General features: G+C 34.7%; 17 protein-coding genes and 1 pseudogene. 16 read left to right on the top strand and 2 right to left on the bottom strand.

Annotated features, from left to right (window positions below):
- Positions 1-121 precede the first annotated feature (121 nt).
- A complete protein-coding gene (locus T368_RS0101685; RefSeq protein WP_004084207.1) occupies positions 122-1,522 on the top strand; it encodes a cation:dicarboxylate symporter family transporter in 1,401 nt (466 codons plus the stop codon).
- Positions 1,523-2,168: 646 nt separating this feature from the next.
- Here the strand turns inward: T368_RS0101685 and kdsB are convergent.
- Positions 2,169-2,882, bottom strand: a complete 714-nt coding sequence (kdsB, locus tag T368_RS0101680; RefSeq protein ID WP_004084217.1) for a 3-deoxy-manno-octulosonate cytidylyltransferase — start codon at positions 2,880-2,882, stop codon at positions 2,169-2,171.
- 218 nt (positions 2,883-3,100) lie between these two features.
- Here kdsB and T368_RS0101675 point away from each other — a divergent pair, with 218 nt between their 5' ends.
- The 7 genes from T368_RS0101675 to T368_RS0101650 all read left to right on the top strand — a co-directional run bounded on the left by T368_RS0101675 (position 3,101) and on the right by T368_RS0101650 (position 9,395).
- Positions 3,101-4,783: a 30S ribosomal protein S1 gene (locus tag T368_RS0101675; RefSeq protein ID WP_372446106.1), complete on the top strand. Its 1,683-nt coding sequence runs from the start codon at positions 3,101-3,103 to the stop codon at positions 4,781-4,783.
- Positions 4,784-4,806: 23 nt separating this feature from the next.
- Complete coding sequence (locus tag T368_RS0101670) at positions 4,807-5,307, top strand: hypothetical protein (RefSeq protein ID WP_004084222.1); 501 nt, start codon at positions 4,807-4,809, stop codon at positions 5,305-5,307.
- Positions 5,308-5,337: 30 nt separating this feature from the next.
- A complete protein-coding gene (gene serA, locus T368_RS0101665; RefSeq protein ID WP_004084224.1) occupies positions 5,338-6,945 on the top strand; it encodes a phosphoglycerate dehydrogenase in 1,608 nt (535 codons plus the stop codon).
- A 16-nt stretch (positions 6,946-6,961) separates the two neighbouring features.
- Complete coding sequence (locus tag T368_RS0101660; RefSeq protein ID WP_004084226.1) at positions 6,962-8,077, top strand: hypothetical protein; 1,116 nt, start codon at positions 6,962-6,964, stop codon at positions 8,075-8,077.
- A gap of 104 nt (positions 8,078-8,181) precedes the next feature.
- Positions 8,182-8,790 (top strand): hypothetical protein, encoded by a 609-nt coding sequence (locus T368_RS0101655; RefSeq protein WP_230455578.1) that lies wholly within the window; start codon positions 8,182-8,184, stop codon positions 8,788-8,790.
- Positions 8,791-8,973: 183 nt separating this feature from the next.
- Positions 8,974-9,234 carry a hypothetical protein gene (locus tag T368_RS15265; protein WP_138160727.1) on the top strand — a complete coding sequence of 87 codons (261 nt, stop codon included), beginning with the start codon at positions 8,974-8,976 and terminating at the stop codon, positions 9,232-9,234.
- Between the two features lie 23 nt (positions 9,235-9,257).
- Positions 9,258-9,395, top strand: coding sequence for a hypothetical protein (locus T368_RS0101650; RefSeq protein WP_223808366.1), 138 nt, complete (start codon positions 9,258-9,260; stop codon positions 9,393-9,395).
- Positions 9,396-9,400: 5 nt separating this feature from the next.
- On the opposite strand, the gene T368_RS15260 is transcribed toward T368_RS0101650, so the two are convergent.
- Positions 9,401-9,565 carry a hypothetical protein gene (locus T368_RS15260; RefSeq protein WP_155116614.1) on the bottom strand — a complete coding sequence of 55 codons (165 nt, stop codon included), beginning with the start codon at positions 9,563-9,565 and terminating at the stop codon, positions 9,401-9,403.
- 81 nt (positions 9,566-9,646) lie between these two features.
- Between T368_RS15260 and T368_RS15255 the strand changes: the two genes are divergently transcribed.
- From T368_RS15255 to T368_RS12975, 8 genes and pseudogenes are all read left to right on the top strand, one after another.
- Entirely contained in the window at positions 9,647-9,808 is a 162-nt protein-coding gene (locus tag T368_RS15255; protein ID WP_230455579.1) for a lysozyme inhibitor LprI family protein, read from the top strand.
- Between the two features lie 118 nt (positions 9,809-9,926).
- Positions 9,927-10,226 (top strand): hypothetical protein, encoded by a 300-nt coding sequence (locus T368_RS14405; protein WP_027338256.1) that lies wholly within the window; start codon positions 9,927-9,929, stop codon positions 10,224-10,226.
- Positions 10,220-10,549: a hypothetical protein gene (locus tag T368_RS14400; RefSeq protein WP_027338255.1), complete on the top strand. Its 330-nt coding sequence runs from the start codon at positions 10,220-10,222 to the stop codon at positions 10,547-10,549. Before T368_RS14405 ends, T368_RS14400 begins: the two co-directional genes overlap by 7 nt.
- 97 nt (positions 10,550-10,646) lie before the next feature.
- Positions 10,647-10,790, top strand: coding sequence for a hypothetical protein (locus T368_RS15250; RefSeq protein ID WP_004084234.1), 144 nt, complete (start codon positions 10,647-10,649; stop codon positions 10,788-10,790).
- 131 nt (positions 10,791-10,921) lie between these two features.
- On the top strand, positions 10,922-11,617 hold the full coding sequence (locus tag T368_RS0101620) for a hypothetical protein (protein WP_004084235.1): 696 nt from the start codon (positions 10,922-10,924) through the stop codon (positions 11,615-11,617).
- A 72-nt stretch (positions 11,618-11,689) separates the two neighbouring features.
- On the top strand, positions 11,690-12,040 hold the full coding sequence (locus tag T368_RS0101615; RefSeq protein ID WP_004084237.1) for a hypothetical protein: 351 nt from the start codon (positions 11,690-11,692) through the stop codon (positions 12,038-12,040).
- Positions 12,015-12,551, top strand: a complete 537-nt coding sequence (locus tag T368_RS0101610) for a hypothetical protein (protein WP_196218701.1) — start codon at positions 12,015-12,017, stop codon at positions 12,549-12,551. Before T368_RS0101615 ends, T368_RS0101610 begins: the two co-directional genes overlap by 26 nt.
- Positions 12,503-12,829 (top strand): annotated as a pseudogene (locus tag T368_RS12975) (type VI secretion system contractile sheath domain-containing protein); the annotation flags it as partial. The gene T368_RS0101610 and the pseudogene T368_RS12975, both read left to right, overlap by 49 nt.

Below are 12,829 nucleotides of genomic sequence, written 5' to 3'. Positions count from 1 at the left end.
GTTACAATTTTACACTTATTTACACATTTATGCTTAGAAGCTGATAATTTTTATTTACTTTATCTGTATTTTGTGGTTTTATAAGCTTTATAATGCAAAAAACATGTAAAGGGTGGTCTAAATGGTAAATAACAATACACAAATCTACAAAAAGAAACAGCCTTTAAATAAAAAACTTGCAAAAAGTTTAGTATTCTGGGTATTTATAGGCTTGTTTTTAGGTGTGCTTTTTGGGACAATAGGAAGCTTTCATAGTCCAGACAACCCCTCTGTTTTTACGCAGTTTTTCTATGATTTTTCCGTGCATTCTAAGGAATACACCATTGACCCCTTTATAAAAGGGCTAAAATTACTCATGGGTCCTATCATATTCCTTACAATCATTACTGGTATCATACGACTAGAAGATCTTAAGACGCTTGGCTCACTTGGCTTTAAAACCGTTATTTATTTTGAAGTCGTCAGCACATTTGCCCTTATTATCGGTGTATTTTTTGGTGAGATTATTAAGCCCGGACATGGTATGCACCTTGATATTGCAAGTCTTGATGCAGCAAGTGTGCAAGGCTATATAGAGGCGGGTGCTAAGGAGCAGCAAAGTGCAGGTGGAGAACTCTATAATATCCTAATGAGTGCGATACCGCATGACCCCATCACGCCATTTGTGGAGGGTAAAACATTGCAAGTGCTTGTTATGGCGGTTTTAATCGCTATCGCTCTATCTTTTACAAGTAAGAATTTCAAAGAAGCAGCCCTAAAGTATTTTGAAAGTATGCAAGAGACATTTTTTAAAGTGCTTACAATTTTGATTTGGTATAGCCCATTAGCAACATTTGGTGCGATGGCATTTTTGATTGCAAAGTTTGGCTTTAGCTCAATTAGTGGTATGGCATTATTACTTGTAACTATGGCACTCGCTGTAATTGTGTTTATCTTTGGTGTGCTAGGCATTATCGCGGCAATGGCGCGTGTGAATATCTTTAAATTCATGCGATTTATCTACCGCGAAGTGCTTGTTGTCTTTGCGACCTCAAGCAGTGAAACAGCCCTAGCACCCCTTATGCGTAAGCTTGAAAAGGCAGGGATACAAAAGGCTTCGGTAGGCTTAGTGATTCCAACTGGATATAGTTTTAACCTTGATGCGACAAATATCTATCTAAGCCTTGCAGTTATTTTCTTAGGACAAGCCTTTGATATTCCATTGACACTGGAGCAAACCATTACGCTAATCATCATTTTAATGGTATCTTCTAAAGGTGCAGTGGGCGTTACAGGCAGTGGCTTTATCGTACTTGCAGGGACACTATCAGCTCTAACCACCTCTGATGGCTCGCACTTAATCCCCGCAGTAACCGTTGCGGCAATACTTGGCATTGATAAATTTTTAAGCGAAATGCGTAGCGTTGGGAATCTATGCGGTAATGCTGTTGCATGTATGATTGTAAGCATTTGGGATAAAAGAGTAGATATGGAAAAATTCCGCTATGCACTCGATCACCCTGAAGAGTTTAGGGTGTTGTAATAGATTCTTAGATTCTTGTTTAGCTGTGTTGTCTCTTGCACGACTTTACAGGAATTTACGACATCGGCTTGGTCTTTACACTTCCCTTATTAACCCAATAACACTTTTTAACTTCTCAATCCACAAAAAACACTTAATCACACACAATAAACACACGAGCACATAAAAGCCTTATTAAAGGGTTTATAACAAGTTGCTTTATAATGTGCTTAATATGCTATAATGCTCTTTTACTGCCACTGAATCTTGTATAATCCTATGTGTATTTTTGAATATATTCTAAAAAAGGATACGCAAAGCATCACTGTGTATTAAAGTATGTTTGCTTAAAGGCATATAAAACTACATGTTCCTTGTATGTATCATATTGTTGTATAATCCCATTACCATGGTAATTTTGCTTAACCCTAGAGATTTGCAGCAAAAGCAAATTCAAAGCTAAATAGAGTTAAAAGGGGATAAAATCTTTATACGGAATTTTACTAAGCCCAACATGACAATTTTAGAATTTGGCAGATTGCAACAATATGGACTTTATGTAAGTTTTCTATAGTGCTTGAACGCCAAATAAAGTCGGTATTTAAAAGTTTAAAACATCAAGCAACAATGTATTGCTATGGAAAATTAAATCAGTCATTAAAACTTCTTAAAACCCATACTTATTTCTTGCATTTTCCAAATCTTCTTCTGTGTCAATGCCTATGCTTTCACTCTCTACATGCGCAATTTTAATGGGTTTGTTGTGGTAAATTGCACGAAGTTGTTCTAGCTTTTCAATTTGTTCTAGCTTTGTTTCTGGCAAATTTGCGTATTCTTCAAGTGTTGCTTTAAAGAATCCATACAAGCCTAAATGCCCTAGATAATTTATAGGTATAGATTCATTGCAATCTCTGCAAAATGGTATCGCTGTGCGAGAGAAATATATAGCATGTTGTAAGTGATTGGTTATCACTTTTACTAGATTCGGATTTTGTGCTTGCTCAGCCGTTATGCTCTTTGCACAAGTTGCCATAAAAATATCAGGCTGCATACAATCTTTTAACGCTTGTATCACATGGTGTTCTAAAAATGGCTCATCTGCTTGTAGATTTATAATCATGCAATCATCATTTAGCCCCAAGATTCTAGCAGCTTCAAGCACACGGAGACTGCCATTTGGAATGTCTGGGTGAGTTAGGACTGCCTTTATCTTATACTGCTTTGCGATATTGTATGTTTCAGTAGAATCTAGGGCTAGGACGACTTCATCGATTACTTGTGCGTTTTGTGCGCTTTTAATAAACATGGGCGCACCGCCTATATCACATAAAATCTTATTTGGAAATCTTGAGCTAGCAAGTCGTGCTGGAATAATAATCATAATATAACCTTATATTAAAATGTTATATTCTAATATAAAATTAACAAAATTTAGAATGTTATGAAATAGCATAAAACAATATTTAAATCAAATTTGCGTAAAACTTTGCAATAACTCTATTTTAAAAAAGTCGTTTTTTGTAGATTTTTATCGCATTTTCACTGAAAATATACTAAAATAACAAAATCTATAGATTTCAAAAAAGGTATCCGATGAAAATTAGTCCAGAAAAAATCGATGAAATGTTTCCAAATGAAGGAGAAGATTTTGCAACAATGTTAAGCCGTTCAGAACAATCTGAAGATAATGTCTTGAGAGAAGGAAAAATCGTAAAGATTGATGATGAAAGCGTTATGATTGATGTGCAAGACAAAAAAGAAGGTCGCATGAGTATCGATGAGATAAAAGATTCTAATGGGAATCTTTTGTTTAAGCAAGGCGATAGCATTCTTGTGCATGTGTCAAAAAAAGGTGGTCTTAGAATATCTTACAAAAAAGCCATTAAGTATGAAAAAGTTGTAAATGAGATCAAGGCTCTTGGCACTGATTATAAGGATAAAGTGGTAGAGGGTGTAATACGAGGGAAAAATAAAGGTGGCTATATTGTAGAATCTGCAAATGGTGTTGAATATTTCATGCCAAGGCATTATTCAGCCCTAAGCCGTGATAAAGATGATTCTAAAGTGGTTGGAAAGCCCATAAAAGCTTGTATAGTTGATATACGACCAAATGGCAACTCCATTGTAATTTCAAGAAAGCGTTATCTTGACACACATACTGCCGCACAAAAAGAGAATGCAAAAAAGATTCTTGATAGTGGTTTGGCTTATGAAGGTGTCGTAAAGAATGTTACAAAATTTGGTTTATTTGTTGAGATAGGTTCTGTTGATGGACTCGTGCATTTTACAGAGATTAGTCATAGGGGACCTGTGAATCCTGAAAAGCACTACAAAGTCGGCGATAAAGTGCAAGTAAAACCACTTGAATATAATGAAGAGAAAAATAGGCTATCACTTTCTATACGCGCTCTTTTTGATGACCCATGGAAAGAGATTAAAGATGAGATTAAAGTTGGCTATGTTATACGCGTTACGGTAAGTAATATTGAAGATTATGGTGCGTTTGTAGATTTAGGCAATGATGTTGAGGGCTTTTTGCATATCTCTGAAATGTCGTGGGATAAGAACATTAAACAACCTAGCGATTGCTTAAAAGTAGGCGAAGAGATTAATGTTGAGGTTATAGAGATTGATCCTGATAATAGACGCTTACGAGTAAGTTTAAAGAAGCTACAAGATAAACCTTTTGTGCGATTTACAAAAGAGCATAAGGTAGGCGATGTGATAAAAGGTAAGGTTGCGACTATTACAAATTTTGGTGCATTTGTGAATCTTGGCTCTGTTGATGGACTATTACATAATGAAGACGCATTTTGGGATAAATCTAAGAAATGTGCCGATGAGTTTAAGGTTGGAGATTCTATTGAAGTAAAAATTGATAAGATTGATACTGCCAATGAGAAAATTTCACTTAATAGACGCTATCTTGTAGAATCGCCTAGTGAGCAGTTTGCAAAAAAATACGCTATTGATGATGAGATTTCTGGGCAGGTTATTGATATTAAAGACTTTGGTGTATTTATCAAGGTAGAGAATGAAAATATTGACGCACTTATTCGCAATGAAGATTTAGGCAATATTGCTAGAGACAGCATTAAGGTGGGCGATACTATCAAGGGAGCATTAGTGCAGGTTGATAGAAAGGCAAATCGTGTGCGGTTATCTGTGCGTAGATTACAAAAGAAAAAAGAGCGTCAAGAATTAAATGATTATAATTCTGATGAAAAAGTTACATTAGGCGATACATTAGGCGATAAGTTTAAGAATCTCGGTAAAAAATAATATCTTTGTGTGTAGGGTTTTGAATGATAAGGGGCATAATTGCTGGGCTTATACTTATTGTTGTGCTTGGTGGTGGCTATGTTTTATATGCGTTTTATCAAAAAATGCAAAATGCTGATGTGCAAGTAGAAGAGTCCGTTGCCAAGATCCCACAAAAGCAGGTAATAAAAAATATCCCAAAAATGGAAACCATACAAGATGATGTATGGATTAGCAATGCAAATGAAAAAGCAATTGCCACTACTTATCAGTTTCCTTCAAATGTGCTAGATATTAATATCGAAGTCAAACGCTATGAAGACTTAAAGACAGATTATACAAAGGTGCTAGTAAAAAACCTTGATGACTATAAGTTTTTTTGTTTGAATGAGATTTTACGACAAAAGCATATTGACTTTTCTTATTTTAAGCATAAAGATACGCTTGACTTATTACTATTTATGCCAAATGAAGCGCAACGAGAAATGATTCTAAATGATTTTAAGTATTATGGTATAGAGTATGAAATTAGTTTGAAAAAATAGATTCTATCTCAATGATTTTAAAGGAATGACATGAAAAAACATATTATAGTATGCGATCATATTCATGATGAAGGCTTAAAGATTCTAAGCACACAAGATGATATTTCTATGGAGAATCTAGCCCATTTACCAAAAGATGAGCTACTCACACATTTACATAAAGCCGATGTGCTTATCACTAGAAGCTCAACTGGAGTTAATGAAAAGCTTTTGGAATCTGCATATAAAGATTCTAAAAAGCTGAAAGCTATCGTGCGTGCTGGCGTGGGTGTGGATAATGTCGATATTGATGCGTGTTCTTACAGAGGTGTTGTGGTTATGAATGTGCCTACTGCAAATACTATTGCCGCAGTAGAACTCACAATGACACATCTCTTAAGTGCTATCCGCAGATTCCCAAGCGCACATACACAGCTAAAAGTCGAGCGTAAATGGAAGAGAGAAGATTGGTATGGTATTGAGTTAAAGGATAAAAAGCTAGGTGTGATTGGCTTTGGCAATATCGGCAGCCGTGTTGGAATCCGTGCAAAAGCCTTTGACATGCAAGTAATCGCCTATGATCCATACATTAACCCAAATAAAGCGCTTGATTTAGGTATAGAATATACAACGAATTTTGATGACATTCTAGCCTGTGATATTATCACTATCCATACGCCAAAGAATAAGCAAACTACAAATATGATTACAAGCAAAGAAATCGCAAAAATGAAAGATGGCGTGATACTCATCAATTGTGCGCGTGGTGGCTTGTATAATGAAAATGACCTTTATGATGGATTAAAATCAAAAAAAATCGCATGGGCTGGACTTGATGTATTTGATTCTGAACCTGCTACAAATAACAAACTTTTAGATTTAGACAATATTTATGTAACGCCACACATTGGAGCAAATACGCTTGAAAGTCAAGAAAAAATAGCAATAGAAGCTGCACATGCCGCCATTTCAGCAGCAAGAGGATCAGCTTTTCCAAATGCACTTAATCTCCCCACAAAAACGCAAGATATGCCAGATTCTATTATCGCATACCTTGAGCTTACACAAAAGCTTGCCTATTTTGCCGCACAAGCAATTGATGGGGCAATCAGTGCATTGCATGTGTATATTAATGGCGTTGAGCTTGAGAAATACAAAGACGCATTTTTGACATTTGGACTTGTTGGAGCATTGAAACCTTCCCTTGATGATAAAATCAATTATGTAAATGCCCCATTTGTTGCGACTGAAAGGGGCGTGCAAAGCAGTGTAGAAGTCAAACATAATGCAGGACCTTATAAGAATCTTGTAAAAATTACTCTCAATACTGCTAAAGAAAGCATGAGTGTAAGCGGCACAATCTATGATGGACATATTGTAAGATTCAATAATATTAATGGTTTTGGCATGGATTTAGAGCCCAATGGCAATATGATCCTTGTGCGAAATACCGATGTCCCGGGTGTTATAGGTAGCATAGGACATACAATCGCAAAGCATAAGGTAAATATCGCGGACTTTAGACTCGGCAGAAAAACAGATTCTAGTGAAAGAAATGCATTAGCCTTAATACTTGTTGATAGTGCGGTATCTACCCAGCTATTAGATGATTTAAAAGCCATACCAGAATGCTTAAGTGTGCGTAATGTGCTTATGTGATTAAAGAATAAAAATCATGAATATAGGGAAGTTAGCACAGCCAAAACCTATTTTATACATTCTATTTTGTATTATATATGCCTTTTTTAGTGCCTGTGCTAAGAAGGAAGTCCCACCCAAACAAGATATAAAAACACAAGTTAAAGCACAACAGCCAAGCATACCATTTGCCACAAATAAAGCAGAAAGTAATAAATGGTATAAAGAGCGGTTTCTACCCATTCTCAAACAATCATCAAGCAAAAAAGGTGCAGAAGAATACGAGCAGTTTGCAAAGCTTTATTTTGCAGATTTAAGTCAAATACAAGATTATGATAAACGCATTCCACAAGATAAACTTTTGCAATCTGTTAGCTTTACACTCTTTGCACAAGACTTATTTAGAGAGTTTTTATTCTTACAGGAAAGAGGCTTAATAGTTGCCCCATGGGAAGCCTTTGCAAGTGATATTGAGTTTAGCAATCATATCTTAAGTGCAAGTTTTGTAGCAAATATAGCCGCAGAGATAGAAGAACTTGAAAATGAAAGCTATGAGAATCTCAATAACATTGTATTAGCACACAACCTTTTATATCTCACACAAAAATACACCTATGCCACACAAACTAGCAAAGAAACACAAAAAATCACTGAAACAACACAATATGTATTGCCAGATTCCCTATACTCTTTTTTATTTTATAGAATCTTATATGCCAAATATATGGAAAAATTTCAAAGCAATTCCATATTGCATGTAATGTCAAGGCAATTCCCAGATTCTACGCTAAAAGCTAGCAATAAGATCTTATACACACAGCAAAAGCATAGCAATGTAAAAACCATGCAAAAACACTTTTCCTTTACACCTTTTGAGCCTACAAATCCCACAGCTATTATGCAGTGCAAAGCAGGAAATACGCACTATCCAGCACAAAAGAAGTGCATACAAACCACCTTTATATCATGGTTAGCTTATTTGCAATCTAGCTTACAACGGCACAATTCCCCTTATGTGCTACCCATTTTTACAGATTCTAAACTCTGTTTGCTACTGACACAAGATGACATTATTATCTATCCACATAATGAAAGTAACTTTTGTAAGAATCTTATCGCCACATGGCAGAGTTATCGATCTGTGCGAAAATAGATACTAGGCTTAATCTTTTACTTGATTTGTTTTTTTTTTTTTGTAAAATCCTTTTGCGTTTTATTGTTTGTAATAAGACTGAATACATTATGGGAGAAGTTAGTATGAGTTTTAGAAAAAAGATTTCACTTAGTGTTATAAGTGCAGCTTGCGTGTTTGCTTTTGTAGCGTGTGAAAATAATACAAGCACACCAAAATGCGGCGATAAAGATGTGCAAGAAAAACTTACCGAAATTTTAAAATCACACATGGAAGATACTCCATTTACTAGGGACATAGGACTGGAAAAAATCGTAAAAGGCATGAAATTTCAAAATTTCATTACAGATGAAGTGAATGACACAAGAAAAAAGGTTACTTGTAAAGCACATGTGAAAATCGATGTCAATGCGGCAAAAGATTTTATGTATCTAATAGGCAGAGTAGAACTTAAAGATACTTTAGAGTTTAAGTCCGGCGAGGAGCTAACAGAGAAAAACATTGAAGAAATTTTTATAAGAACTGCTGAAAAAAACAAGATCAGCGATAATATGTCTAAGGCACAAAAAGAGAAGATAATAAACGAGGCAAAGAAAAAGGCAAAAGAATTTAAAGAAGAGATGTCTAGGGGTGCAGAAGAAATGGCAGCAGAAGAGAAAGAGATAAAATACACTGCCCAAAGAACAGATGATGGCAACCTTATAGTAAAAGAAATAGAAGACTATTATGAGTAAATGCAGGTTTTATTTTTTTTAGATTCTATGTTTCAGAACACAGCTTTGATTGCTATTTGCTTTTTGAACTTTGTTTGCAGGGAGTTTTTAAATTCTATCTTTCCTGCCATTGCGTATTATTGTATGCATACAATGAGTCGTTGGATATTTTATGATGATTAAAGTAGCTTCGATTAAGAAGTGATGAAAAGGGGCTTAGAATCTCAATGGAAAATTCATTACATTTCTGGACTTTTTTATAAACATAAAGTGGAATATAAATACGAAATGTTGTGCAATGCCTTTGGTTTTAACAAAAATGAAGTGATACCTACAATGCTACGCATTCCGCTTATTCTTGTTGTTATTGTCGCAGTAAGCGTATCCCTGCTTATTCATTTGCAATTTAGATTCATTGTATTGTTATGTGTAGTGGTGGCTTTTATACTGACTTATATTTTTTAGAGATAAAGAAACAAGACAAAACATTGCTACAATCACAAGACAATATATTTTTCTCTACACAAGAATCTAGCTCATTTGAATCACGAGAAACACCTGCTTTTACTTCTAACCATACAAACATAGAAGCACAAAGCGATATTACCGCAACTGCTGGAAACTAAATCGCTCACAAAGTAGGAGAATCTGTTATCACAACTGAGAGGGATTCTGTTACAATAAAAGCAGGTGGAATAGAAGTCATAATAGATTCTAAAGGGCTTGTAGTAAAAGGTGGGTAGGTAAAGAATGAGTAGAATCTATGAGTATTTAATAAAAATGCTAAAATACGCAATAATTCTAAAGAGATTCTAAAATGGGCAAAAATTTATACTAAGCATGGTGTTTGCAACTCTATTTATACCTCAAGATGTCAATGCAAAAAGTAGCAATGAGGCAAAAACCTAGCTTTGATTGTGCTAAGGCAACCACAAAAGCAGAAAAGATTGTTTGCAGTGATGAGAGTGGGGATCTACAGAATCTAGACAGATATATGAGCAAGATTTATACACAGCTTAGGAGTGAGCTTAAAAAGTAAATGACACCAAAAGGCTAAATAGCATATTGCACTCTCAAATAGCATTTATCAAAGAAGCAAATACAATGCCTTTATCTGATAATTTGCAAAATTTGTATGAGGATAGAATTCTACGCTGTTGCAAACTCTAGGTGAAGTGCTTGATTTAAACAATAATGAACTATGCAAGTATGCAAGAAAAGATAGGTTTAATGAGAACAAATGGCAGGAAGCCCCCAAATCCATCAGGCCTCCATTTAGCATAGGCTTTTGTGCTTTTGAAGCAAATGCTAAATATGGCGGCTTTTATGATTATTGCACACAAAGGGGAGAAATGAAACAAGCAGAAATGGCACAAGCCATCAGAGAAAATCCCTCTATATCAGTTTTCCTCGAAGCTATAAAGGACAGATTGATTTTGATAATGATGGTGTGCTAGAAGATGCGATTCTCACAGGGGGGGGGGGGGAGTATTTTAGTGCGCTTTGGATATATAGAAATGGTAAATTAGACACAAAATCAAGTGATAGAATGTATGGCGATGATTTGCATTTGAGTGGAGAAAAAATGAGCTATAAGGTTGCGATGTTTAATGAATTGCCCTACATGGCATTCACTACTTATGCCTTGCCAAGCAATAAAAACTCACAGCGATTAGAATTTGCTGATGCGGAGTATCCTTTACTTAGCTATTTATCTACGGGGTCATGGAGTTTCAATGGAAAACCTATGTTGTTCTCTATAATAAGAGATTTTTTATGATAACGATTCTATGTATCCAACAACGCGCATTTATCTCCTAGAAGGCAACAAAAGAGATATTAAATGCACTTATTGAAAATAAAATTAAGGCAAGATGATGTTTGATACAACAAAAAATATTGAATACGAAAAAGAAGCATTAAAGATTATATTAGTGAGTGAAGATTTTAAGAAATCCCCATATAATGATAGAGCAAAAAGCGACAATAGTGGATATTTAACCATCAGGTTATGGCATTAATTTACAAGTAAGAATTGGCTGATTGCTACATTAAATGAGCCGGGCTTATTTGGTGGCATAGCAAATTTAAAATCTATTATAGATGTAAAGGCTTTAGATAATATAGATAATAAAGCTATGACTACCCCATAATGCAAGATTTAGTTAATAGCAATGTCTTTAGCGATAAAGGATTCCCTCTTATTGCTACACCTAAGCCTAATACCTTTAAGATACACTCGCCTAAGCCCACTCATACTAAAGATATAAGTAAAGAAGTCCTAGATTCTCAAATAGATATTGCTATTCCCTCTTTCACTCTTATTACCCCTTATAGAGATTTAGAGGAATATTACTTCACACCAAGCACTTATGAAAATAGAGAATCTAAAGAACAATACATTTCTTCACAAAGTGGCTTTTATACGCCAAATGATACATTAGAGATAACACTACCTCCATTATCTAAAAATGTAGATTATGCTAGACTAGATTCTAATCCTACTCTTACGCCAATACTACAAGATATAAGCAAGATATATAATCCTATATTCTTTAGTTATAGAATCCTTACTCTAAGAATTGCCTACACAATTTATGAATACTTGCTTATTGTGCCAAAAACTATGCCTAAATTCATAAATAAACTTTTAAAAGAACAAAGAGAGAAAGAAGAATTAGGTTATGGTTATGGGAGATTTATAGATTTAGGCAGAGATTACATGAGGGAATGTAACATAGAGGAAGGAAAAAATGGGGACAATACAAAAATATCTTTACTCAATATACAAGGCAAAGTATTACTAGCACCTAATGCGTGTGAGAGAGTGAGGGTGGAGGTGAGGTAATAGTAATGATTAATTGAAGTGGAAACATAGATAATATGTTATCATTATGGAACTTGAAATAAGGAGTTAAGAATGTTGTGTCATGCATGTGAAGTATGCGGTGAGAAGTTAAACTTGTTAACATTAGATTCCACCGGTGAAAATGAATATGATATTATGTGTGAATGTCCAAAATGTAAGACAAAATACAAGGTACCAAAAATGAATAATAAGAAATCATATATACTTGCGATACCACTTGTTATTGTATGTGTTCTTGGGTATATCTTGCTTCGCCGGTATTTTGATATAGATGCTTTCTATGGTAAGATAGCAATTGTGGGTGTTATTTCTATCTTTTTTGTGATTCTCTTGATAAATCATATTAAAAATCTTAAATTTGAAAAGATAGATGAAAATGATACGGGAAACACAAATGAGTAATCGCCTTAATATCCAAAATAAATCAAAATTTCTATCACCAACACACATAGGCTACAACTCTACTATAACACTTGAAGTTTTAAAGCCACAAGATCTCAATCAATACAGGCTAACAAATGTTATACAAATGCAAGTAGCAGACTTACAATTAGCCTCGCAAATATTTTTTAATCAAAAAGAAGTTGCATCGCAATCAAAATATATTTTTACATTAGATAAAAGAACACAAATAGCACTGGAGTGCAATAGCAAGAAAGAAGAGGGTAACATTAAGGGGATAACGCAAGAAGCTTTCCATAATGCCATATCGCCCATCTTACCAAACAAACAAGAAACCTTAGATATAAACACGATTATGGTAGAGTTAGCCTCATTTTTAAATGAAAAAGATATACAAAAAAGCATAAGTAAAATTGATACTAGATTTAATGAAATAAAAAGGAAACCACATTCCTACACAAACAAAAGATTTATTCTGCCGAATATGGACAATTTGGAGGAGAACCCATAGGAGCAATAATCGGTGATTATGCGCTAAATGCATCAAGTCCCGATATGAATTTTTTATTCAAAATGTCATCAATTGCTGCTATGAGTCATTCTCCATTTTTAACATCTGTAGATGCAAGCTTTTTTGGGCTTGATAATTATGCAGAACTTCCAACAATACAAGATCTAAAAAGTTTATTAGAAGGTCCACAATATACAAAGTGGCGCACTTTTAGAGAGAACGAGGATTCTAAATATGCTGGACTTATGGTGACAAGATTCTTAACTCGTTCTCCATAT

The sequence above is a fragment of the Helicobacter bilis ATCC 51630 genome, from assembly GCF_000686565.1.
Taxonomy (GTDB): Bacteria; Campylobacterota; Campylobacteria; order Campylobacterales; family Helicobacteraceae; genus Helicobacter_A; species Helicobacter_A bilis.
This window is presented reverse-complemented; position numbering and strand designations above follow the sequence as displayed.

Coding starts and splice junctions, on each gene's coding strand:
- T368_RS0101685 (WP_004084207.1), top strand. CDS start 122: ATGGTAAATAACAATACACAAATCTACAAAAAGAAACAGCCTTTAAAT.
- kdsB (WP_004084217.1), bottom strand. CDS start 2,882: ATGATTATTATTCCAGCACGACTTGCTAGCTCAAGATTTCCAAATAAG.
- T368_RS0101670 (WP_004084222.1), top strand. CDS start 4,807: ATGATAAGGGGCATAATTGCTGGGCTTATACTTATTGTTGTGCTTGGT.
- serA (WP_004084224.1), top strand. CDS start 5,338: ATGAAAAAACATATTATAGTATGCGATCATATTCATGATGAAGGCTTA.
- T368_RS0101660 (WP_004084226.1), top strand. CDS start 6,962: ATGAATATAGGGAAGTTAGCACAGCCAAAACCTATTTTATACATTCTA.
- T368_RS0101655 (WP_230455578.1), top strand. CDS start 8,182: ATGAGTTTTAGAAAAAAGATTTCACTTAGTGTTATAAGTGCAGCTTGC.
- T368_RS15265 (WP_138160727.1), top strand. CDS start 8,974: ATGAAAAGGGGCTTAGAATCTCAATGGAAAATTCATTACATTTCTGGA.
- T368_RS15255 (WP_230455579.1), top strand. CDS start 9,647: ATGCAAAAAGTAGCAATGAGGCAAAAACCTAGCTTTGATTGTGCTAAG.
- T368_RS15250 (WP_004084234.1), top strand. CDS start 10,647: ATGTTTGATACAACAAAAAATATTGAATACGAAAAAGAAGCATTAAAG.
- T368_RS0101620 (WP_004084235.1), top strand. CDS start 10,922: ATGCAAGATTTAGTTAATAGCAATGTCTTTAGCGATAAAGGATTCCCT.
- T368_RS0101615 (WP_004084237.1), top strand. CDS start 11,690: ATGTTGTGTCATGCATGTGAAGTATGCGGTGAGAAGTTAAACTTGTTA.
- T368_RS0101610 (WP_196218701.1), top strand. CDS start 12,015: ATGATACGGGAAACACAAATGAGTAATCGCCTTAATATCCAAAATAAA.